Origin of the sequence: Burkholderia sp. Bp8984 (assembly GCF_003853755.1) — a bacterium.
Classification (GTDB): Bacteria; Pseudomonadota; Gammaproteobacteria; order Burkholderiales; family Burkholderiaceae; genus Burkholderia.
In genome coordinates this window covers 1-21,480 of sequence record NZ_QTQN01000018.1, presented here as the reverse complement: position 1 = coordinate 21,480, position 21,480 = coordinate 1, and the positions used below count along the sequence as shown (strand labels likewise).

Below are 21,480 nucleotides of genomic sequence, written 5' to 3'. Positions count from 1 at the left end.
TCAGCCGCGCGTCGACACCGGCAGCCGGAACGTCATCACGGTACCGTGCCCGTCGCGCGGCGCCGCTTCGAGCGTGCCGCCATGCGCCTCGATGATCGAGCGGCAGATCGCGAGTCCCATTCCCATGCCGTGCGATTTCGTCGTGAAGAACGGATCGAAGATCCGGTTGGCGATGTCCGCAGCGATGCCGGCGCCGCGATCGGCGATGCGGACCACCGCATGGCCGTCGCTGACCTGCGACGCGATTTCGAGTTCGCGCTGCGTGACGAGTCCGTCCATTGCGTCGAGTGCATTGGTGACGAGGTTGAGGATCACCTGCTGGATCTGGGTGCGGTCGGCCATCACGCAGATGCCGTCGCAGTGCAGTTCGGTGCGCAGCACCACCTGCTTCGCGTCGATTTCCGTCTCGGTGAGACGCAGCATGTCGCGAATCAGGTCGTCGATCGCGACCGGCGCCAGCGCGGGCGGCGTTTGGCGCGCGAGCGATCGCAACGCGCGGACGATGTCGGCCGCGCGCACGCCGGATGCACGGATGTCGTCCAGGCTCGCGAGCGCCTCGCCGAGATCGGGTTGCGGGCCGCGCAACCAGCGCATGCCCGCGCCGGCGCTCGACACGATGCTCGTCAGCGGCTGATTGATCTCGTGCGCGATCGATGCGGCGAGTTCGCCCATCACCGTCATGTGCGCGGTGCGCGCGAGCTCGGTGCGCGCGTGCCGCAGCGCGGCCTCGGTCTCGACCCGGCGCGCGTTCTCGTCGATCAGTTCTGCGTAAAGCCGCGCGGATTCGAGCGCGTTGGCCGCCTGCGGCGCGAGCACTTCCAGCATCGCGATGCGCCGCGGCGAGAACACGCCGTTGCTCAGCGCATTCTCGAGATAAAGCACGCCGACCAGCGCGCCCTGTTTCAACAGCGGCAGGCAGAACAGCGAGCGCGTCGGGTGCGCGCGCAGGCTGTCGACGTGATCGGGCACGCCGTCGCGCTGCGCATTCTCGAGCACGATCGGCTTGCGCGTGCGCGCGACGGTGTTCAGGATCGACAGCGGCACATCCTGTTCGGTGGGTTCGCTGCGGGCGATATCGACGATCACGTCGCTGCCCGCGATGCGCGCCACCGCCTCGATGGTCAGCCGGTCGTGCCGGGTGAGCAGCAGCAGGCCATGGCGCGCGCCGGCATACACGAGCATGTTGCGCATCAGCGTCTGGATCAGGCGCCCGAGCACGATTTCTTCGGATAACGAATGGGCGGCGCGCATCGCGAGCGCGAAATCGAGATCTTCGCGCGCGGGCGCGGCCGGGCCGCCCGGCGACGGATCCATCACGAGGAACGGATGCTGCGCTTCCATCGCCCGCGTCTTGCCGGTCGCGCCCCAGCGCCGGTAGCACGCATGGGCGAGCCGCAACTGATGACGGGCCTGGCCGCCGAGCCCGAGCGACGCGGCATGCTGCGCGGCCCGCTCGTGCGCGAGCGCCTGTTCGTGCACGAAGCCGTGTTCCGCCGCGAGGCTGGCCGACGTTTCGTACTGCTGCATCGCGACCACGTGCTCGCCGCGCACGCGCGCGAACTCGGCATCGATCAGCGCGAGCTTGTTGAGAAACGTTCCGGGATTTCGCTCGCTCCACACCGCGAAGCGGGCGCGCTGGGGCGCGAAGCGTTCGAGCATGCGTTCGGGCGGCGTTGCGCCGTCGTCGCATGCGATCCCGGCCAGCACGCTGAACAGGTGGAAATCGGCAAGCATGATGTGCGCGGGCGTCGACCATGCACTCGACGTAGCCGCATCGAGCGATGCGCGCGCCGTCGCGGCGTCGCCGAAGATGAAGGCCGCCTGGCCGGCGAGCACGTCGGTCCAGAACGCCAGGACCGACATCGGGGTCCGCGATGACGCACGGGCACGCCAGCTGCCGATCAGCCGGTCCTGGCCGAACTGCAGCGCATCGATGAATTCGGATTGTGTGGAGACGAGGTCGGTGATGTCGTCGTAGTGCGCGCCACGCGCGATCTCCAGCAGCGGGTCGATTTCGGCGCGGATCGCGGGCAGCGCCTCGCCCATCGACAACAGATCGCTGACGATGTGATTGCAGCTGTAGCACATCCATCGCAGCTCGGCGCTCGCATTGCCCGCGGCTTTCGCATCGCGTGCGCGTTCGAGTGCGTAGGACAGCGGCTGGGTCCAGACGCTCACCTGGTCGAGCGCGATCAGCGTGGCGGAGCGATAGCGCTCGAAGCCGTGGCGATCGACCAGCGCGAGCGCGACCCTGGCGAATTCGAAGCCGTCTTCATACGCGCCGTGGTGCTCCGCGATGCTCACGCCGTACCACGCGAGCCCCTGCACCGACGCGGCGGTGACGCCGTGGCGCAGCGTCAGCCGCACCATCGTCGCGAAATGCAGCAGCATCAACCCGCCGCTCGGATAGAACATCGCGGCTTCGAGCGCGGTCAGCAGTGCCATCGTGGCTTCCACGCGCGTGTCGGTCATCACGGGCAGGTCGACCAGGTCGGCGATGTCGCGGCCGTCGAGCGCCGCGCGCACCGCATCGCAGGCCGCCGCGAGATCGGCCTCGACCGGCTCGGCGGGCAGTTCGACGCCGAGCAGCGCCAGCCCGGCCAGCGCGACGTCGATGGCTTGCCGGTAGTGCGCCTCCACCGTGAGCTGCGCGGCCTTCAGCCGATGCGCCTCGGCGCGGTCGGCGGGCGTGCGCGTACGTGCCATGAGCGTGTCGATCGCGTCGGACGCCTGTGCGGTTTCGCCGGTCGCGAGCAGCAGGCCGCTGCGCAGGATGCCGATCCGGCTGGCGAGGCCGTAGTGTTGCGACCAGGCATGCGGGCCGAGCAGCGATTGCGCCGACGCAAGAAACGACAACGCACGATCGCGCGCGGCGGCCGTGGCCGCGGCCTCCGCGGCGTCGGCGAGCGCACCCGCGTATGCGAGCGCGAGCGTGTCGTCGAGCGGCACGCCTTGCGCCAGTTCGATCTGGGCGGCGAGCGCCAGCAAGGAGTCGGGTGACGGCGGGTTCGCGCGCGCGAGCATCGCGGCGGCGATCCGGGCGTGGCGCAGCGCGCGCTCCGGGCGCCCCGTTAGCGCGTAGACGGCCTCGAGGATGCGGTCGTGAGCGAAGCGCCAGCGGTCGCCGGAGAGCGACACGAGACCCATCCGGCGCGCCGGGTCCAGCCAGAAGCGGAGTTCGGCCAGCGTTTTGTCGGCGGCCGCGCGCAACAGCGCTTCGTCGATGTCGATGCCGATACAGGCCATCAGCGCCAGCAGCGTTCTCGTTTCGTGCGGCAAGCGCTGCATCCGGACCGCGAGCAGGCTCACGACGTTCTCGGTCTCGTGGCGCGCCTCGATGTCGTCCGCATTCCATTGCCACGCTTGCCGCACCGGATCGTAGCCGAGCAGCTGCTCGTCGATCAGCGTGCGCAGCAGCTGCTGGATGTAGAACGGATTGCCGCCCGTCCTGCGATGAACGATGTCGCCGAGCCCGGACAAGCGGGCCGGCGCCTCGCCGAGCATGCCGGCGAGCATCCGCGTGACGTCGGGCGTATCGAGCGGTGCCAGCGTCAGCGACGCGACGCGGGCGCGATCGAGCTGCTCGCGCAGGTGCCGGAACGCCGGCGCGTCGTCATGCGGCGGCCCGCTCCGATAGCTGGCGACGATGCAGACATGGGCCGGCGGATCGAGCGCGATCGATGCGAGGAACGCGAGCGTCGCTTCGTCGGCCCACTGGATGTCGTCCAGTGTCATGACGAGCGGCTCGCCCGGCGCCGCGAACGCGCGGAATGCATTCACGACGATCTGGCACAGATGGAATTCGGGAATCGCATCGGTAGGGTCGAACGCGACGGGCTCGACGTCGAGCAGCCACCCGGTTTCCGGGAAGATCGCCGCAAGAAGACTGGCCTGCCGACCCACGCAGTCGCGCAGCCGCGCGGCGATCGCCGCGATTTCGTCGTCGCGCCTCGCCAGCGCACTGCCGAACAGCGTGCGCAGCGCCTGCAGCACGGGCGCATACGGCCGCGCGGGCTGGAACCGGTCGACCGTGGCCGACGCGAACCAGGCGGTGCGCGACGCGGCGCGCGCATGACGCACGAAGTGTTCGGCGAGCGCGGTCTTGCCGACGCCGGCCGGTCCGCCGACCAGCACGAGGGCCGACTCGCCGGTGCGCGTGACGCTCTCCAGGATCCCCTCGAGCAGATGAATTTCCACGTCTCGGCCGACCGGCAGGTCGAGCGTGTGCAGACCGGCGAACGGATCGCAGCCGCCGAGCGCGAAGGGCTCGACGCGCCCCGCGGCGAGCCAGTCGTGCAGGATCCGTTCGAGATCGTGCTGCACCGCTTCACAGGACGGGTAGCGATCGGCGGGTTCCTTGGCGATCAGCTTCAGGATCAGATCGTTCAGGATGGCGGGCACGTCGCCGCGAAACGCCGTGGGCGGCGACGGTTTGATCGCGACGTGCGCGTGGACCCAGTCGGACGTCGACGCGGCCTTGTAAGGCATCGCGCCCGTCAGCAGGCGGAACAGCGTGATGCCGAACGCGTACAGGTCGGCGCGCTCGTCGACGCACGCGCCTGCCGAGACTTCCGGCGCGGCGTACGCGGCGAAATCCGTGCGCATCGTGCGGTCCGCCGCCTGTTTCGTCGCGCGCTCCCGGGCATGGGCGAACGAGCGGAGCATGACGGTGCCGTCCGCTGCGATGACGAAACTGGCCGGCTGGAGATCGCCGTGCAGCCAGCCGCGCCGATGCAGTTCCCCGAGCGTGCGGGCGGCGCCGATCGCCGTTTCGAGAAAGGCGTCGAGCGGTAGCCGGCCGTCGGTCAGCGTGTCGAACGCACGCACGTCCAGGCGCGGATGAACGAGCACCGGGCCGTCGGCCGCGCGGATCAGCGCCACCGGCAAGAGCGCCCAGGCCGGGTCCAGGATCCCGTTCAACGCATGTTCCTGCTCGAACTGCCGGCAGCGCTGGTCGAATTCCCAGCCGGTCTGGCACGCCGGCCACACGCGCCCCGTCGCGCGGTCGGTCAGGTCGAAGGTCAGGACGTCGCCCGAGCGCACCACGTTCGACAGGCGGGCACGCGCGAGCCATTCGGCATCCATTCGGTTCGTGTCGTCCGGGTTACGCAAGGGCTGATTCACGGTGGGGCGGCGGGCTGGGTGGAGGAGGTGGAAGCGGCTCGCGATGCGGGATCGGCCGGGCTCGGTCGCGCGCGTTCGGGCCGCGACCCGTGCATTGTCCGACAGCCCGCGGGATTTTGCAGTACCCGCCGCGCCCTTGAGCCCCGGCGGCCGGCCGGGGCCGGACTTAAACCTATGGATAATATTCGCGGCGCCGGTTGCGACCTACGATACGGTCACGCCTTCCGGCATGCATCGGCATGGCCGGACGGGCAACCCAGGAGCGCGTCGCCTCGCGAGGCGGCGCGAGGTGGCAGGCAGCATAAGCGAGTGCGGATCATGTACACGTTCGGACGGGTGACGGTTTCCCTTGAATGCCGCGAAGTCTGTGTCGACGGGCAGCCCCGGTATATCGGCGCCCGGGCGTTCGAGATCCTCGAACTGCTGGTGAAGGCGGCCGGCCGGCTCGTGTCGAAGGACGAGATCATGCAGGCCGTGTGGCCGAACACGATCGTGGTCGAGAACAACATCCAGGTCCACGTCTCGACGCTGCGCAAGCTGTTCGGCGGCAAGCACGGGTGGATCCGGACCGAATCGGGCCGCGGCTACCGGCTCGCGCCGCCGGCCGACCATGCGCACGGCGATCGCCCGCCGCTCGCGTTCGACTCGGCAGGCAATGTCCGCGCGAGTGCTACGCCGCGCAAATGTCCGATGATTGGCCGGGAGCAGGAAGCGGCCGAGCTGCACGGGCTGCTCGAACGCGAGGCGCTCGTCACGCTGGTCGGTCCCGGCGGCGTCGGCAAGACGCATCTGGCGCTGGAAGTCGCGACGGCCTGGTCGATGGCGCACGCGATCGAGATCGTCCGGGTCGACCTGGCCGGCCTGCGGGCCGACGCGACCCTGGCGTGCGCGGTGCTGGACGCGTTCGACCTGCCGGGCGGCCCGGGCGCGGGTCCCGCCGACGTCGTCCAGGCGATCGGCGAGCAGCGCGTCGTGCTCGTGTTCGACAACGCCGAGCAGTACGTCGACGAACTGGCCGACCTGAGCGAAGCGATCGCGGACGCGAACCCTGGCGCGATACTCGTCGTGACGAGCCGGGAGCCGTTGCGGGTGGCGGGCGAGCGGGTCTATCGCGTCGGGCCGCTGTCGTTGCCGCCGGCCGGCGCGAACGCCGACGACATCGTCGCGAGCGGCGCGGTCCGGATGTTCCTGGCGCGCGCGCGCGCGATGGGTACGGATCTTCCGGCGGACGCGAAGACGCTCGACGCGATCGCAACCCTCTGCCGCCGCCTGAGCGGCCTGCCGCTCGCGCTCGAGCTCGGCGCGGCCCGTGTCGCGTCGCTCGGCATCCAGGGGCTGGCGGCGGATCTCGACAAGTCGGTGCTGTCGCTGTCCGGCGGCCTGCGCACGGCGCACCCGCGCCAGCAGACACTCAGGGCCACCATCGAGTGGAGCTATCGGCTGCTCGATGACATGGAGCGCACCGTGCTGTGCCGTCTCGCGGTGTTTCCGGATGCGTTCCGGCTCGACGCGGCCTGCGCGCTGGCCGCCTGCAACGAACTGGGTGCGGACGAGGTGCTGGACTGTCTCGTCAGCCTGGCGTCGAAATCGCTGCTGGTCGTTCATTCGGTCGGACTGTCGAAGCGCTACTCGCTGCTCGAGGTCGTGCGCGCGTATGCGCTCGAGAAACTGGCGGAATCGGGCGAAGCCGGGCGTCTCCACGCGCGCCGCGCGTCGTTTGCGGCCGATCCGCACGCGGACGCGCTGCAGCCGGCGCCGGCCGTGCCGGTCGCCGGATCGTGGGCGTGACAGCCGGGCTGCGCGGACCTGGCGCGCAGCGGCGGCGCCTGTCGATGCGGCATGAACCGCACGGCGCTCACCTCGATTGACACCATTTAGGTTTTTATTTCATGGCCCTTGTTTGCATCATCGATGACGATGCGTCGGTCCGAAAGAGTCTTGCCAGCCTGCTGAAATCGGCGGGCCATACCGCATTGCCGTTCGCGTCGGGCGAAGAATTTCTCGCGACCGGCCCGCTGGACGACGCGGCGTGCGTGCTGCTCGACCTGAAGATGAAAGGGATGGGCGGTCTCGACGTCCAGCGCCTGCTGGTGCGGCGCAACGCGGCGCTGCCGGTCATCCTGATGTCGGCGCACGGCGACGACGAGTCGGTCCGCCGTGCGCTCGCGCAAGGCGCGGTCGCGTTCCTGCGCAAGCCGTTTCCATCGGACGACCTGCTCGACCTGATCGATCAGGTCGCATCCGGCACACCGCCCGCGTGAGTGGCGCGTCCGCCGTCATGCCGCGCGCGCCGGCGTGTCCGCCCGGACTTTTCTCGGTTTATCATTCGATAATGAAGCGGATGCCTACACGAGGAATGCGATGGCGAGCACGCCGGATATGACTTCGAACCGTCACCAGGGCGCGGGCGATCCCGCGCCGATCGTCTATGTGGTCGACGACGACGAAACGCTGCGGCGCGCGCTGAGCGCACTGTTGCGTTCGGCCGGGTTTCGCGTCGAGACGTTCGCGTCGTCGCGCGCGTTCCTCGCATTCGAGCGGCCCGACGTGCCGAGCTGCCTGATCCTCGACGTGCGCCTGGCCGACGAGAGCGGGCTCGCCGTCCAGGAGGAAGCGGTGCGCGCGGGCATGAACGTGCCGATCCTGTTCATGACGGGTTACGGCGACGTGGCCACCACCGTCAAGGCCATGAAGGGCGGCGCGCTCGATTTCCTGACCAAGCCGTTCGACGACGACACGATGCTCGATGCCGTCGGCCGCGCGCTGGCCAGCGACGGCGAACGCCTCGCGCGCGAGCGTGCGCTGGATGCGGTGCGGCAGGCCTATGCGTCGTTGACGCCGCGCGAACGCGAAGTGATGAGCCAGGTGATCGCGGGCCTGATGAACAAGCAGATCGCGGCGAATCTCGGGCTGCAGGAAATCACGGTGAAGGTGCATCGTGCGCAGGTGATGAAGAAGATGCAGGTCCGCACGCTGCCGGATCTCGTGCGCCAGGCCGAAGCGCTCGGCGTGCGCCCGGCGGGGGCGGGTGGCAGAGCGGGTGACTGAGCGGGTGACCGTGCAACAACGCAAAAAACGTTAGGTAAGCTTAAGAGCGGCATGAAAGCGTCTGACGCCCGTCCGGCGAACGCGCGGCGCGCGTTCGTGCAGCGTCACAAGCGTCCGGCGCGACGTGCGTCGCCGGCCGACGCCGACGCCGGCGGCGTCCATCCGCCGCCCAGCGCGCGCACCAGGCCGATCGTCGCGATCGCGAGCGACTGCCGGCTGTGAATCAGCTGGCGTTGCGCGCTCAGTGCATCGCGGTCCGCGTCGATCACCTCGAGATAGCTGACGTAGCCGTGCGCATAACGGCTCAGCGACAACCGCGCGGCCGCCTCGGTCGCGCGCGCCGCGCTGTCGTAGCGCGCGATCCGCTCCTTCTGCGCGGCGATGTCGTTGAGCGCGTCCTGAACCTCGCGCAGCGCGCCGAGCGCGGTCGCGCGATAGTTCGCGTCGGCGAGGTCCGCGCCGGCCGTCGCGGCGGCCACCGCGGCGTCGCGCTTGCCGCCGTCGAACAGCGTTTCGGCGACGCTCGCGCCGAGCCCCCACAGCGAACTGTTGCGATCGAGAAACGTGCCGAGATCGCGGCTCGCGAAACCACCCTGCGCGGTCAGCGTCAACGTCGGCAGCCATGCGGTGCGGGCGACGCCGATCTCGAGCGACGCCGCGTCGGCACGGCGCGCGGCCGCGTAGACGTCGGGCCGTTGCGCGAGCAGCGCGGACGGCAGCCCGGGCGGCACGTCCGGCACGCGCACGAGCGATGCGGTGGGCGCGACGGCGAATGTGGTCGGCGACACGCCGGTCAGCACGGCGAGCGCGTCGACGAGGTTCTCGCGCAGCCGGCGGCTGTCCGCGAGATCGGCGCGTGCCGTATCGAGATCGGCCGACGCGCGCAGCGCGTCGAGATCGCTCGCCGCGCCGGCCCGCACGCGCGCGGCGATCACGTCGAGCGCGGTGCGGCGCAGGTCGATCGCGCGCGCGAGCGTCGCGAGATCCTGTTCGACGAAATGGAGCGTCAGGTAGTCGGCCGCGACGTCGGTCGCCACGCGCAGGCGCACCGCCGCGCGATCCGCGTCGGCCTGCAGCACGTTCTGCCGGCCGATCTCGGCGTCGCCGCGCAGGCGGCCCCACAGATCGACTTCGTAGCTCGCGGTGAACGGCACCGACCAGTTGTGCATCGTGCGTTTCGGCAATGCGTTGTCGACCGTGCCCGACACGCGCGAGCGGCTGAACGACGGCGCGACACCGACGGTGGGCGCCAGCGCGGCTTCGCGCACGCCGAGCAGCGCCTGCGCCTGGTCGACGCGCGCCGCGGCGGCGCGGAGGTCGGGATTGCCCGCGAGCGCGGCGTCGACGAGCGTGACGAGCGGCGGCGCGCCGAACCATGCGGGCCACTCGGCGAGCGGCGCGGCGGGTGGGTTCGCCGCATCCGCATGGCGGAACGGGGCCGGTCCGACCGGTACGGGCGCAAGCGGCCGCGGCGCGATCGTGCATGCGCTCAGCAGGCAGGCCGCGAACACGGCGGCGAACGGGGCGGCGATGCGGATCATGGCTGCGCGCGCTCGGGTTGCAGCGTGACGACGACCGACAGGCCGGGCCGGATGCGCGGCTCGGTCACCGCTTGCCCGTCGAGCAGGATCTTCACGGGCACCCGCTGCGTGACCTTCGTGAAGTTGCCGGTCGCGTTGTCGGGCGGCAGCAGCGAAAACTGCCCGCCGGTCGCGGGCGACAGGCTGTCGACGTGGCCGCTGAAGGTCCGCTCCGGCAGCGCGTCGAAGCGCAATTGCACGGCGTCGCCGGTGCGCACGTGCCGCAGTTGGGTTTCGCGGAAGTTCGCGACCACCCACGGGTGCGGCTCGACGAGCGTGAGCAGTGCCTGGCCGGGCGCGACGTGCTCGCCGGTCTCGACGGTCTTCTTGCCGACATAACCGTCGGACGGCGCGACGACGGTCGTGTATTGCAACTGGAGTTCCGCGTCGCGCAATTCGGCGTCGTTCTGGTTCGACACGGCGGCCGCCGCCTGCCACGCGGCCTGCGCGCTGCGCCATTGCGCGTCGGCCGCGTCGATGCGCGCGCGGGCGGACTTGCGGGCCGCGTTGGCCGCATCGAATTCCTGCTGCGACAGCCCGCGGGGCGTTTCGCGGGTCAGCTCGCGGGCCCGCGCGTAATCGAGCTCGGCCTTCTCGGCATCCGCATGCGCCGACACGCGCGTCGCGTCGGCCTGCTCGACCAGCGCCTTCGCGCGGCTCGCATCGGCGTGGGCCTGCGCGACGCGCGCCCGCTGCAGCGCGACGCGCACGTCGAAATCGCGCGGGTCGAGCCGCACGAGCGGCTCGCCCGCATGCACGAACCGGTTGTCGTCCACCAGCACGCGCTCGACCGTGCCGGCCACGCGCGGCGAGATCACGTGCAGATGGCCGGTCACGTACGCGTCGTCGGTGCCGCGCTCGTGCGCATCGTATTCGTAGACCAGCAGCGCGACGAGCAGCAGCGCGCCGGCGGCGATCAGCACGACCGGCCACTTGCGCGAACGCGCGGCGGGAACGGACGGCGAGTCCGGCGGGTTCGGGGTCATGGTCGGGATACTCCATCGTACGGACGACTTTCTTCGTATCGCGCTATGCTTGCGCGAGCCTCATATGCGGGAGCCGCTCGACGATGAACACCACGTTCGCCCCCGGTGGCGCGACACCGGGGCCAGCCGCCGCGCCGGCCGCCGACATACCGACGTTTCGCTCGATCGCCGCGATCGCGTCCGTGCTGCTCGGCGCGATCATCGCGACGCTGACGTCGCGCATCACGTCGCTCGGGCTCGCCGACGTGCGCGGCGCGCTCGGCGTGGGGTTCGACGAAGGCGCGTGGATCAACACGGCGTTCACCGCGTCGCAGATGTTCGTCGGCCCGCTCGCGATCGCGGCGGCCTTCGTGTTCGGCACGCGCCGCGTGCTGCTGGCGGGCGCCTCGGTGTTTCTCGTCGTCGAAACCGTGCTGCCGCTGTGCACGAACTTCGGCACCTTCATCGCGTTCCAGAGCCTCGCCGGCTTCGCGTCCGGCGTGTTCGTGCCGCTGACCGTCGGGTTCGTCGTCCGCACGCTGCCGCCGCGGCTGATCCCGTTCGGCATCGCCGCGTATGCGATGAACCTCGAGATGTCGCTGAACCTGTCCGCGACGCTCGAAGGCTGGTACAGCGAACACCTGAGCTGGCGCTGGCTGTTCTGGCAGAACGCGCTGCTGACGGTGCCGTTCATCGTCTGCCTGTTGCTGTCGCTGTCGAACGAGCCGGTCAAGCGCTTCACATCCGGCCTCGACGCGCGCGGCATGCTGCTCGGCGCCGGCGGGTTCGCGTGCCTGTGCATCGCGCTCGACCAGGGCGAACGGCTGTTCTGGTTCCAGTCGCCGCTGATCGTCGCGCTGCTGTGCATCGGCATCCTGATGATTGCCGCATTCCTGATCCACGAACTCACGTCCCGGCAGGCCGGGCTCGATCTCGGCTACCTCGCGCTGCCCAACGTCGCGTTGCTGATCCTGCTCGTCGGTCTCGTGCGCTTCACCGTGCTCAACACGAGCTTCATTCCGTCGGTGTTTCTCGCGAGCACCTACGGGCTTCGCCCGCTGCAGATCGGCGATACGCTGCGCTGGATCGCGATTCCGCAACTGCTGTTCGCGCCGTGCGTCGCGTGGCTGCTGCAGCGCGTCGATCCGCGCCGGCTGATCGTGGCCGGTTTCCTGATGGTGGCGGTCGCGTTCGCGCTCGGCGCGCGTCTCACGCCCGCGTGGGCCGAGCCGGACTTCATCCCGTCGCAACTGCTCCAGGCGCTGGGGCAGACGATGGCGCTCACGTCGGTCATCTTCTTCTTCGGCAAGCATGTGACGGCCGAGCACGCGCTGACGTTCGGCGCCGTCGTGCAGACGACGCGCCTGCTGAGCGGGCAACTCGGCACGACGTCGATCGCGGTGATCCAGCGCATCATGGAGGCTACCCATTCGAATCTCGTCGGTCTGCATGTCACGCTGTCTGATCCGCAAACGCTCGCGCGGCTGCGGGCTGGCGCGGCGTCGCTCGTGTCGCACGGCGCCACCTTCGCCACGGGCGATCAGGCGACCTATGCGCTGCTCGACCGGGCGGTCCGGGTCCAGGCGACCACGCTCGCGCTCGCGGACAATTTCCGGGTCGCGATGGCGTTCGCCGTCGCCGGGGTGTTGATCGGCATCCTGCTCAGGCCGGCGCGCGCGCCATCGCCATGAGCCCCCGGCATCGCGCAGCGACGATCTTAGCGATCGCGCTCCCCGCGACGGAATCGCGTCGGCCTGAAAATTCCTGAATCTTCCTGAACGGCGCGCCGGCGCCAGGGCCGCGCGCGCCGTGCCGCAGCGCTTACGCCTTCAGGAACGCGAGCAGTTCGGCATTGATCAGGTCGGCATTGACGACGCACATCCCGTGCGCGCCGCCGGGGATCACCTTCAGCTGCGCGTGCTTCACGATCTTCGCGGACAGGCGCGCCGAATCGTCGATCGGCACGATCTGGTCGTCGTCGCCGTGCAGGATCAGCGTCGGCACGTCGATCTTCTTCAGGTCCTCGGTGTAGTCGACCTCGGAGAATTCCCTGACGCACTGGTACTGGCCGTACACGCCGCCCATCATGCCCTGCGCCCAGAACGCGTCGATCGTGCCTTGCGACACCTTGACGTTCGGCCGGTTGAAGCCGAAGAACGGCACCGCGAGATCCTTGTAGAACTGCGAACGGTTCTCGGCGACGTTCTTGCGGATGCCGTCGAACACGTCCATCGGCAGGCCGCCAGGATTCGACGCCGATTTCACCATCTGCGGCGGCACCGCGCCGATCAGCACGGCCTTCGCCACGCGCTTCGTGCCGTGCCGGCCGATGTAGTGCGCGACTTCGCCGCCGCCGGTGGAATGGCCGACGAGCGTGGCCTCGCGCAGGTCGAGCGCATTCATCAGCGCAGCCAGGTCGTCGGCATACGTGTCCATGTCGTTGCCCTGCGACGGCTGGCTCGAGCGGCCGTGACCGCGCCGGTCGTGCGCGATCACGCGGTAGCCGTGCTGCACGAGGAACAGCATCTGCGCGTCCCACGCATCGGCGCACAGCGGCCAGCCGTGCGAGAACACGACCGGACGGCCGCTGCCCCAGTCCTTGAAGTAAATCTGCGTACCGTCTTTGGTGGTGATCGTGTTCATCGCATGGGCTCCTTGATGGGCGGAAGCGGCGTGTTTGGGGGCGGCGGCGGCAGCGGCCGGCAGCGCGGCGGCGGCAACGGCGGTCGCGCCGGCCAGCAGCATGTCTCGGCGGCGCGCCGAGGGAATGGCGTCGTGATCTGCGGGACGCATGAGGACTCCTTGAACGTGCGGTGCAATGGTGCCGCGTTGGATTTGAAGGGTTTCGGATCTGCCCGCGAGCGGCGCTCGCGCGGGCAGCCGGCGCGTTCGCGTTCGCGCGCCGGCAGGCACGCAAGGGCACGAACGAACGCCGACAGGAGGCTATCCCGCGACCGCGCGGCGCGTACTGAAATCGTGCTGAATTGTCGTGAACGCGGCCGCCGCGCGCCGCGCGAGCGCACCCGCCAGAAAAATTAAGCCCGGCGTAAAGACTCTTCAGCGGCGGCCCGTTATCGTCGGCATCAGGTCATCCCGTCGCGGATCTTGCCGGTTCGCGGCGGCGGATGACGCATCGCGATGCGTGCGGGTGCGAGACATCCGGCCCGTCGCCACTTGCCCGGATACGCCGCCATGGACGCCTTCAATCGCTGGGAACACGTGATGACGCTGCTCGACCCGTCGGCCGCCGCGCGCCGCCACGCGCCGCCGCCACTTCGCGACCCGGACGCCGCGTGCCGTCGCCATCGCGACGAAGTGCCGGCCGCGTCGAGCGGCGGCATGCGCCGCCGGTGCGCGATCGTCGCGGCCGAGCGGCAGACCGATTCGTCGGTCCTGATATCGTGGAGCGATCCCACGCGCTTTCGCTACGACGAGCAGCGCTGGATCAGCGCCAAGTCGCGCGGTCTCGGGCGCTGCGCGCTGACCGGCATCACGATCCGTGCCGGCGATGCGATCTACAAGCCGCAATGGCGCGGCGCGAAGCGCCCGGCGAACTATCGGGACGTGATCCTCGCGGCCGAGCTGAACCGCTTCATCGCCAGGCTGTCGCGGTCATGACGCGGCGCTCCGCGCGCCGTCCGTCGGCACCGGCCGGCGGCCGCCTGATCACCACCGAGGAATCCGCATGAGCACGTTCACGACACGCGACGGCGTTTCGATTTACTACAAGGACTGGGGCGCCGGCCGCCCGGTCGTGTTCATTCACGGCTGGCCGCTGAATGCGGACATGTGGGACGTCCAGATGCATCATCTCGCGTCGCACGGCATGCGTTGCATCGCCTACGACCGGCGCGGCTTCGGCCGCTCCGGCCAGCCGTGGACGGGTTACGACTACGACACGCTGGCCGACGATCTCGCGACGCTGATCGAGACGCTCGGGCTGCGCGACGTCACGCTCGTCGGCTTTTCGATGGGCGGCGGCGAGGTGGCGCGCTACATCGGCCGGCACGGTACGCGGCACATCGCGAAAGCCGTGCTGATCGGCGCGGTGACGCCGCTGGTCGCGCGCCGCGACGATCATCCCGACGGTGTCGACGTCGCCGTGTTCGACGGCATTCGCTCGGGCATCGTCGCGGATCGCGCGGCGTTCTTCGAGAACTTCTGGCCGCTGTTCACCGGTTCGAACCGGCCCGCGTCGACGATCTCGCGCGCGGCGCTCGACTGGACCACGTTCATGGCGTTGCAGGCCGGGTTGAAGGGCACGCTCGATTGCGTCGGGGCGTTTTCCGAAACCGATTTCAGGGCGGATCTCGACCGGTTCGACGTGCAGACGCTCGTGATTCACGGCGACGACGACCAGACGGTGCCACTCGCGCTGACGGGCGCCGCGACCGCGAAGCGCGTGCCGCGCGCGACGCTGAGCGTCTACGAGGGCGGGCCGCACGCGCTGTATCTGACGCACGCGCAACGCCTGAACGACGAACTGCTGGCGTTCGTCCGCGCGTGATGCGGCGGCGGAGCGACGCGGCGCGGCGAACACGGCCGGCCGCTCGCACTCACTCCGCCCATTTCGACCCGAGCACCAGGCCGCAGAAATTCGTCCGACGATAGTCCGGGTCGCAGCGCTCGAGCACGTCAGCGACGACGTTGCCGAACGCGATTTCGGGGCGATGCGCGGTGCCCGCGGCGTATGCCTCGAGGAACGGCGCCTTGAAGCGTGGGCTCCGCCCGTGGCCACGCCTGCACGATCTCGTCGCGTTTTGGCGTGTTTTGGCGCGGCCCACCTCGTCGAAACGCAGCACAAAGAGATCCGCTTCGACCCCGCGCCGAGTAATGCCGTCGGTGGTGTCATGTACGGATGAATGCCGACAGCCGCGTGCAGCGCAATCGCGCGCCATACCGCGGCCCCGTCTTCGGCGGCGACGCCGTGTCCGCCGGGAAAGAGAAACGCGTGCGTGACGTTCGCGCCGTCGCTCTCGTCGCGCCGGCGCCTGTGCCGCTGGCCTTCCGTCGGCCCGATGCGATGGAACAACGCGGCGGCGTACAGCAATTCGGCATCGAATGCGATGCCGCGGCGCATACCGATGATCGATGCAAATGCGAACACGCGCATCGCATGCAGAACAAAAGTTTTTTCCCGCAACCTCGGCGCAATTCATTCAAATCGCCACGGCAAGTGATTCGTGCAAAAGCAAATCAGGAATGGCGGCGCTTTTATCACACCAAACGGGTTCATTGGTGAATCGCTGTTTCGCCTGTTGCCGGCGCTGGAAGCCGTGATGCGCGGCGCTGGACGAGGTGCAGCGCGAATACCGGCCTGCGGCGGCCATTCGCGGTTGTCGTCGATTCAAAAAATTTGCTCTTTGGCTTCTAATAATTTGAATCAATGGATGCTTAAAATGCCGTAGCATCTGCATCACCGGTGTCATTTCCGACAGGGCATCGATGAATGGAAAGCGATTAAGAATTCAAATGATCCGGATTGGAACACTTCACGTTTTCCTCGACAGGCGTGAAATTCGCTCGAACGGCAAACTGCTGCGAATCGGCAGTCGCGCATTCGAAATTCTCGAACTCCTGATTCGGGCGAACGGTGCGTTGGTATCGAAAGACGAGATCATGCAGCGCGTGTGGCCGCACACGGTCGTGGAGGAAAACAACCTGCAGGTGCATGTCGCCGCGTTGCGCAAGGCGCTCGCCGGCGACCGGAACCTGATCATCACGGTGCCGGGGCGCGGCTACCGGCTGGTCGCCGGGCAAGCGCAAGCGCCGGCCGCGGCGCCCGTGCGTCCCGCGACATCGCGGCTGGCGCCCGCGCCGACCGCACTCATCGGCCGCGAGCAGACGGTCGCGGACGTCCTCGCGGCGCTCGACACCGCGCGCGTCGTGACGCTGGTCGGTGCGGGCGGCATCGGCAAGACGCGGGTGGCGCTCGAAGCGGCCATGCGGGCCGAAGCGCGCTTTCCGGATGGCGCCGCGTTCGTATCGCTGGCCACGGTGGCGTGCCCGCACTTCGTGCCCGACGCGCTGGCCGGCGCGTTCGGCCTCGTGCACCCGGCCGGGTCGCTGACGCTCGAAGCCGTGCTCGCCAGCGTCGCGCATCGGCGGATGTTGCTCGTGCTCGACAATTGCGAACACCTGCTCGATGCCGCCGCGCGGATCGCGACCGCGCTGACCGAGTCGGATGCCGGTTTGTGCGTCCTGGCGACCAGCCGCGAGGCGCTGCGGATCCAGGGCGAGCGACTGTGTCCGGTTCCGCCGCTCGAGGTACCCGCCGAGGGCGCGGACGAACGCGAGACCGCGGGCGCGAGCGCGGTGCAACTGTTCTCGGCGCGCGCCCGCGCCGCCGACCCGCGCTTTCCGCTCGACGAACGCTGCCTGGCGCTGATGGCGTCGGTCTGCCGGCGTCTCGATGGGCTGCCGCTCGCGATCGAGCTGGCCGCGGCCCGCGCAGCCGTGCTCGGCATCGACGTGCTGGCCGCGCATCTCGACGACCATTTCCGGCTGCTGACCGGCGGCTTTCGCACGGCGTTGCCGCGTCATCAGACACTGCAGGCGATGTACGACTGGAGCTACCGCCTGCTCGACGACGCGGAGCGCCTGCTGCTGCGCTGGCTCGGCGTGTTCCGCGACAGCTTCTCGATCGACGCGGTGCGCGACATCGTCGGAACGAAGGGGCTCGTCGACACGGCGCTGCTCGACGCGATCGCGGGCCTTGTGTCGAAATCGCTGCTGAGCCTCGAGAGCGCGCATGGCGCGCCGCGCTACCGGCTGTTGACGACGACGCGCGCGTACGCGCTGCAGCAGCTCGAGACCAACGGCGAATGCGCGGCCGCGGCGCTCGCGCACGCGCGCTACTTCCTGGCGCTGTTCCGGCGTGCGCCCGGTAGCGACGACGGGCAGCTCGCCGAATCGCGGCTCGACGTGATCCGGCGCGAACTCGGCAATCTACGCGCGGCGCTCGACTGGGCGTTTTCGCCGAACGGCGACGCGCGGGTCGGCATCGCGCTGGCCGCGGTCGCGGTGCCCTGCCTGTTCGACCTGTCGCTCGTGGACGAGTGTCGCGAACGGGCGCGCGCGGCGCTCGACGCGATGCGCGATCTCGACGACACGCCCGCGTGCGCCGACGCGCGCGTGCGGCTGCTGGCCGCGTATGCGGCCGCGCTCGCGCACACGTCGGGGCCGACGCAGATCGCGCACGACGCATGGTCGGAAGTGCATGCGCTCGGATTCGAGGCGGGCGAGGCCGAACTGCCGCCGCGCGACGCGTAGCGCGGCGCGCCGAGCGCGCATTCAGAACATTTCAGGCCGAACACAGGACCTGGCCGGCCGGCGCGTCTACATTGCATGCGCGGGGACTGTCCGCTCATCGCTGTCGCGACGCCACCGACTGCCGGCGCAGGGTCCCCGCCCGTCGCGAAGCACGCCCTCAGCCCATTCCAGCATGCCGAACCTGTCCGTCACGGTCGCTTACGGCGCGCCGATCGTTCTTGCCGACCTGATCGCCTGGCGGCTGCTCGGGCGCGGCCGTTCGACGACGAAAGCCGTGTGGCGCTGCGCATCGTTCGCAGCGTTGACCTACGTGCTGTTCTCGACCGGCGTGAGCCCGCTCGCGGTGCCGGCGTCGCCCGACCGGTTCGACCGGCTCGCGATCCAGGTGATCGGCGTCGCATGGTGGCTGCAGTGCGCGCTGGTGTTCAGCCTGATGCTCGATCATCTGCTGCTGCCGCGCGCATGGCGCAACCAGCGGCTGTTCCACGACATCGCCGCGGGCGCTGTGTTCGGTGCGGCCGCCGTCGCCGCGCTGGGCTACGTGCTGGGGCTGCCGCTCAGCGGCGTGGTCGCGACGTCGGGGGCGGTCGCCGTCATCCTCGGGCTCGCGGTCCAGAACACGCTGAACGACGTGTTCTCGGGCCTGGTGCTGAATACCACGCAGCCGTTTCGTCTCGGCGACACGGTGGCGATCGGCGCGCTGGAAGGGCGCGTCGTCGAAAGCAACTGGCGCGCGACCAAGCTGATCGACAGCCTCGGCAACCTGGTCGTCGTGCCGAACAGCGTCGCGGCCAAGGCGGCGATCGTCAACCTGAGCGAACCGGCGAACGTGTACGGCGTGACGCTGACGATCGAGCTCGACCCGCAAGCGCGGCCCGCGGTCGTCGTCGATGCGCTCGCGCATGCCGCGGCCAGTTCGCTGGACGTGCTCGCGAGTCCGGCGCCGATCCCGGTCGTCAAGGCGTTCAGGACCAACTCGATCGAATACGAACTCGTCTGTTACGTCGACTCGCTGCAGAAAAAGATCGACGTCCGCAACCGGCTCTACGATCTGGCCCACCGGCATCTGGCTGCCGCGGACGTCGCGCTGCGCCCGCTGACGGGCGCACCGGCGGCACCCGGTCCGGCGTCGCGCGGGCAACGCCTGCTGCGCGCGGTCGAGCTGTTCAGGCAGCTCGACGACGCGGACCTGGCGATACTGGCCGATGCGCTCGCGTCACGCGTGTTCAACAAGGGCGAGGTGATCTACGCGTCGAACTCCGACGCGCGCCTGCTGACGATCGTCGCGGCCGGCGTCGCGGCGGTGTTCGTGCCCGGCGCGACGGGCAACACGGAAGTCAGGCGGATGGCGCCCGGCGACGCGATCGGCCAGTCCGTCGTGCTCGCCGGCACGCAGCTGCATGCGAGCGTCTACGCGGTGACGGCCGTGACGGCCTATCAGCTGAGCAGTCGCGACCTGTCGCCGCTGCTCGCGAGGAAGCCCGAACTGGGGCGGCTGATGTGCGAATCGCTCACCGAGCACATCGCGACCGAGGAGAAGATGCGGATGCCGCCGGCCGCGAGCGAGCATGCGTCGTTCAACCTGATCGAGTGGCTCGAGAAGGAGATGAAGCGCCTGCACGATTCGTTCGGCTGACGCGGCGGGCGGCGGGTAAGGGTGGTCGCGGCCGCGAAGAGAGCGGGCTCAGGCGAGCGCGGTGAACCGGTCGACGAGGTCCGGGCGGTCGAGTTGTTCGACCCACCAGTGCAGCGCGCGTCCGGCCTCGTCGCCGCGCCACGCGAGGTAGCACTGGGTCGTGTCGCGCATGCCGGTCACCTGGCGTGCGACCAGCTTGCCTTGCGCGATCGCGCGTGCCGCGATGCAGTCGGGGAGCGTGCCCACCGCGAGTCCTTCGCACTGCGCGGCCAGTTTGGCGGCGAGGGTGGGGACGGCGAGATACGGCTGCCCCGCGTCGATGGCGACCGAACGCGGCGGCAGCTCGCGGGACGTATCGGAGATCGCCGCGCCGCGATGGGCGACGACCGATGCCAGCGACAGCGGTTCCGGCAGCGCCGCGAGCGGGTGGGTGGGGGCGACGGCGAACACGTGCCTGAGCGTGCCGATCGGCCGTGCCACGATGTCCGGCAGCTCGGGCGGCTCGCCCGTGGCGCCGACGACGAGATCCGCGCGGCGCGAAATCAGCGCATCCCAGGTGCCGCCGAGCACTTCGGTGGACAGTCGCAGCCGCGTGTCCATCTCGAGACCGTAGAACGTGTGCACGTACGGCCACATCGCCTCGAACGGCAGGATCTCGTCGACACAGATCCGGACCTCGGTTTCCCAGCCCTGCTGCGCACGCTGCGCCTTGCGTTCGAGCTGTTCGGCGGCATGCAGCAGCCGGCGGCCCTCTTCGACGACCACGCGCCCCGCGTGCGTGAGTTTCGCGCGGCGTCCGCTTCGGTCGAACAGCGCGACGTCGAGGTCGCTTTCGAGCTTTTGTACGAGGTAAGTCAGCGCGGACGGCACGCGGTGCAGCAGTTCGGCGGCTGCGGCGAACGTGCCGGTGCGGTCGATCGCGTCCAGTGCTTCGAGCGCTTCGAATGACAGCTTCATGGCGAATTCCACGGAGGGACGTCGGGCTGCCATGTTAGCGTCAAGCGCCGCTCGATCCAATACCGTTCAGGACGATCCATCGCGCGGCCAGGCGGCGGGACGCAACGGCATGGCGCGGGCCAGGCCGCGTGGCACCACCGTGATCGAAGGAACACGACGGCGTGGCGATGCCCGCGGACGGGCATGGCTGCATCCGGTCAACGTGCGTGCGTCACGTCGGCGTCACGTCGGCGTCGAATCGCGGCGCGTCGCGGCGGTGTCGGGTGCGTGGGCACCGGGCAGCGCACCGAACATGTGCTGGCTGCACTTCGCATCGCGCCACGCGGTGCCGAGCCGGATACCGCTGAACATCCGCCGCGCGACCGGCAGGATCTGTTCGCCGGCCAGGATGCCCAACAGGCCGACGAGCGCGACGATCGGCGGCGCCGGCGACGGCACGTCGATCAGCGCATAGACGATACCGGCGAGGAGGCCGGCGAACAGCGAGGCGGTGTACGGTTTCATGGGATCCGGGTGAAATGGCGGTCGTGTAAAAAATACGGATAACTACCGATCCGGCGTCGCTTCGGCAGTCCGCGATCAGCCTATCAGGTCTTCGCGTTCACCATGGTTCGGTTCAACGAAATTCAGATCTTTTAAGCCTGAGCGTCGCGGCCCGCGCGAATCAGAATGATTAATTGGCGTGATCGGGAATTTGCGTATTGAATGATGCCGGCTGGCTGTCGAATCTCCCGGCACAGCGTATTGGCTGCCTCCCGCATGGGTCGGCGAGGCAGGCCGCATTTTTCTCCGCGTCAAAGGACATCACCGCCATGAGCAACCCGAAGCTTGAAGTACTCACTCCGCACAACAGCCAGCTGATCTTCATCGACCAGCAGCCGCAGATGGCGTTCGGCGT

The 21,480-nt window shown here is 69.4% G+C and carries 16 protein-coding genes and 1 pseudogene; 10 read left to right on the top strand and 7 right to left on the bottom strand.

Annotated features, from left to right (window positions below):
• Complete coding sequence (locus DID98_RS19090) at nt 1–5,085, bottom strand: ATP-binding sensor histidine kinase (RefSeq protein ID WP_124488016.1); 5,085 nt, start codon at nt 5,083–5,085, stop codon at nt 1–3.
• A gap of 357 nt (nt 5,086–5,442) precedes the next feature.
• Between DID98_RS19090 and DID98_RS19085 the strand changes: the two genes are divergently transcribed.
• From DID98_RS19085 to DID98_RS19075, 3 genes are all read left to right on the top strand, one after another.
• Nucleotides 5,443–6,912, top strand: coding sequence for a winged helix-turn-helix domain-containing protein (locus tag DID98_RS19085; RefSeq protein ID WP_185640874.1), 1,470 nt, complete (start codon nt 5,443–5,445; stop codon nt 6,910–6,912).
• A gap of 101 nt (nt 6,913–7,013) precedes the next feature.
• Nucleotides 7,014–7,385: a response regulator transcription factor gene (locus tag DID98_RS19080; protein ID WP_124488014.1), complete on the top strand. Its 372-nt coding sequence runs from the start codon at nt 7,014–7,016 to the stop codon at nt 7,383–7,385.
• Nucleotides 7,386–7,503: 118 nt separating this feature from the next.
• Nucleotides 7,504–8,172, top strand: coding sequence for a response regulator transcription factor (locus DID98_RS19075; protein WP_260428093.1), 669 nt, complete (start codon nt 7,504–7,506; stop codon nt 8,170–8,172).
• 104 nt (nt 8,173–8,276) lie between these two features.
• On the opposite strand, the gene DID98_RS19070 is transcribed toward DID98_RS19075, so the two are convergent.
• Both DID98_RS19070 and DID98_RS19065 read right to left on the bottom strand, forming a co-directional pair.
• The gene (locus DID98_RS19070; protein ID WP_124488013.1) at nt 8,277–9,713 is read right to left on the bottom strand and encodes an efflux transporter outer membrane subunit; all 1,437 of its coding nucleotides are present in this window, start codon (nt 9,711–9,713) and stop codon (nt 8,277–8,279) included.
• Nucleotides 9,710–10,738 (bottom strand): HlyD family secretion protein, encoded by a 1,029-nt coding sequence (locus DID98_RS19065; protein ID WP_124488012.1) that lies wholly within the window; start codon nt 10,736–10,738, stop codon nt 9,710–9,712. The genes DID98_RS19070 and DID98_RS19065 overlap by 4 nt, the downstream gene beginning before the upstream one ends.
• An 83-nt stretch (nt 10,739–10,821) precedes the next feature.
• Between DID98_RS19065 and DID98_RS19060 the strand changes: the two genes are divergently transcribed.
• Nucleotides 10,822–12,408 (top strand): MFS transporter, encoded by a 1,587-nt coding sequence (locus DID98_RS19060; protein WP_124571208.1) that lies wholly within the window; start codon nt 10,822–10,824, stop codon nt 12,406–12,408.
• A gap of 130 nt (nt 12,409–12,538) precedes the next feature.
• Here the strand turns inward: DID98_RS19060 and DID98_RS19055 are convergent, their stop codons facing one another.
• Complete coding sequence (locus tag DID98_RS19055) at nt 12,539–13,360, bottom strand: alpha/beta fold hydrolase (RefSeq protein WP_185640873.1); 822 nt, start codon at nt 13,358–13,360, stop codon at nt 12,539–12,541.
• Nucleotides 13,361–13,909: 549 nt separating this feature from the next.
• Here DID98_RS19055 and DID98_RS19050 point away from each other — a divergent pair.
• Entirely contained in the window at nt 13,910–14,335 is a 426-nt protein-coding gene (locus DID98_RS19050) for a DUF3331 domain-containing protein (RefSeq protein WP_124488009.1), read from the top strand.
• 67 nt (nt 14,336–14,402) lie between these two features.
• The gene (locus DID98_RS19045; RefSeq protein ID WP_124571207.1) at nt 14,403–15,224 is read left to right on the top strand and encodes an alpha/beta fold hydrolase; all 822 of its coding nucleotides are present in this window, start codon (nt 14,403–14,405) and stop codon (nt 15,222–15,224) included.
• 49 nt (nt 15,225–15,273) lie between these two features.
• Here the strand turns inward: DID98_RS19045 and DID98_RS19040 are convergent, their stop codons facing one another.
• Nucleotides 15,274–15,519: a hypothetical protein gene (locus DID98_RS19040; RefSeq protein WP_124488007.1), complete on the bottom strand. Its 246-nt coding sequence runs from the start codon at nt 15,517–15,519 to the stop codon at nt 15,274–15,276.
• Between the two features lie 56 nt (nt 15,520–15,575).
• Between DID98_RS19040 and DID98_RS19035 the strand changes: the two genes are divergently transcribed.
• The 3 genes from DID98_RS19035 to DID98_RS19020 all read left to right on the top strand — a co-directional run bounded on the left by DID98_RS19035 (nt 15,576) and on the right by DID98_RS19020 (nt 19,625).
• Nucleotides 15,576–15,959 (top strand): hypothetical protein, encoded by a 384-nt coding sequence (locus DID98_RS19035; protein WP_124488006.1) that lies wholly within the window; start codon nt 15,576–15,578, stop codon nt 15,957–15,959.
• Nucleotides 15,960–16,189: 230 nt separating this feature from the next.
• Nucleotides 16,190–17,989: a winged helix-turn-helix domain-containing protein gene (locus DID98_RS19025; RefSeq protein WP_124488103.1), complete on the top strand. Its 1,800-nt coding sequence runs from the start codon at nt 16,190–16,192 to the stop codon at nt 17,987–17,989.
• 172 nt (nt 17,990–18,161) lie between these two features.
• A complete protein-coding gene (locus DID98_RS19020) occupies nt 18,162–19,625 on the top strand; it encodes a mechanosensitive ion channel family protein (protein ID WP_124488004.1) in 1,464 nt (487 codons plus the stop codon).
• A 48-nt stretch (nt 19,626–19,673) separates the two neighbouring features.
• Here DID98_RS19020 and DID98_RS19015 read toward each other — a convergent pair whose 3' ends face one another.
• Together DID98_RS19015 and DID98_RS19010 are read right to left on the bottom strand one after the other, a co-directional pair.
• Nucleotides 19,674–20,582 carry a LysR family transcriptional regulator gene (locus tag DID98_RS19015; RefSeq protein ID WP_124488003.1) on the bottom strand — a complete coding sequence of 303 codons (909 nt, stop codon included), beginning with the start codon at nt 20,580–20,582 and terminating at the stop codon, nt 19,674–19,676.
• Between the two features lie 222 nt (nt 20,583–20,804).
• A complete protein-coding gene (locus DID98_RS19010; protein WP_124488002.1) occupies nt 20,805–21,086 on the bottom strand; it encodes a XapX domain-containing protein in 282 nt (93 codons plus the stop codon).
• 197 nt (nt 21,087–21,283) lie between these two features.
• Here DID98_RS19010 and DID98_RS36320 point away from each other — a divergent pair.
• Nucleotides 21,284–21,480: pseudogene (locus DID98_RS36320) on the top strand (hypothetical protein); the annotation flags it as partial.

Excerpts from the sequence above, each read along its gene's own strand:
- DID98_RS19090 (WP_124488016.1), bottom strand. The coding sequence starts at position 5,085 with ATGGATGCCGAATGGCTCGCGCGTGCCCGCCTGTCGAACGTGGTGCGC.
- DID98_RS19085 (WP_185640874.1), top strand. The coding sequence starts at position 5,443 with ATGTACACGTTCGGACGGGTGACGGTTTCCCTTGAATGCCGCGAAGTC.
- DID98_RS19080 (WP_124488014.1), top strand. The coding sequence starts at position 7,014 with ATGGCCCTTGTTTGCATCATCGATGACGATGCGTCGGTCCGAAAGAGT.
- DID98_RS19075 (WP_260428093.1), top strand. The coding sequence starts at position 7,504 with ATGACTTCGAACCGTCACCAGGGCGCGGGCGATCCCGCGCCGATCGTC.
- DID98_RS19070 (WP_124488013.1), bottom strand. The coding sequence starts at position 9,713 with ATGATCCGCATCGCCGCCCCGTTCGCCGCCGTGTTCGCGGCCTGCCTG.
- DID98_RS19065 (WP_124488012.1), bottom strand. The coding sequence starts at position 10,738 with ATGACCCCGAACCCGCCGGACTCGCCGTCCGTTCCCGCCGCGCGTTCG.
- DID98_RS19060 (WP_124571208.1), top strand. The coding sequence starts at position 10,822 with ATGAACACCACGTTCGCCCCCGGTGGCGCGACACCGGGGCCAGCCGCC.
- DID98_RS19055 (WP_185640873.1), bottom strand. The coding sequence starts at position 13,360 with ATGAACACGATCACCACCAAAGACGGTACGCAGATTTACTTCAAGGAC.
- DID98_RS19050 (WP_124488009.1), top strand. The coding sequence starts at position 13,910 with ATGGACGCCTTCAATCGCTGGGAACACGTGATGACGCTGCTCGACCCG.
- DID98_RS19045 (WP_124571207.1), top strand. The coding sequence starts at position 14,403 with ATGAGCACGTTCACGACACGCGACGGCGTTTCGATTTACTACAAGGAC.
- DID98_RS19035 (WP_124488006.1), top strand. The coding sequence starts at position 15,576 with ATGAATGCCGACAGCCGCGTGCAGCGCAATCGCGCGCCATACCGCGGC.
- DID98_RS19025 (WP_124488103.1), top strand. The coding sequence starts at position 16,190 with ATGATCCGGATTGGAACACTTCACGTTTTCCTCGACAGGCGTGAAATT.
- DID98_RS19020 (WP_124488004.1), top strand. The coding sequence starts at position 18,162 with ATGCCGAACCTGTCCGTCACGGTCGCTTACGGCGCGCCGATCGTTCTT.
- DID98_RS19015 (WP_124488003.1), bottom strand. The coding sequence starts at position 20,582 with ATGAAGCTGTCATTCGAAGCGCTCGAAGCACTGGACGCGATCGACCGC.
- DID98_RS19010 (WP_124488002.1), bottom strand. The coding sequence starts at position 21,086 with ATGAAACCGTACACCGCCTCGCTGTTCGCCGGCCTCCTCGCCGGTATC.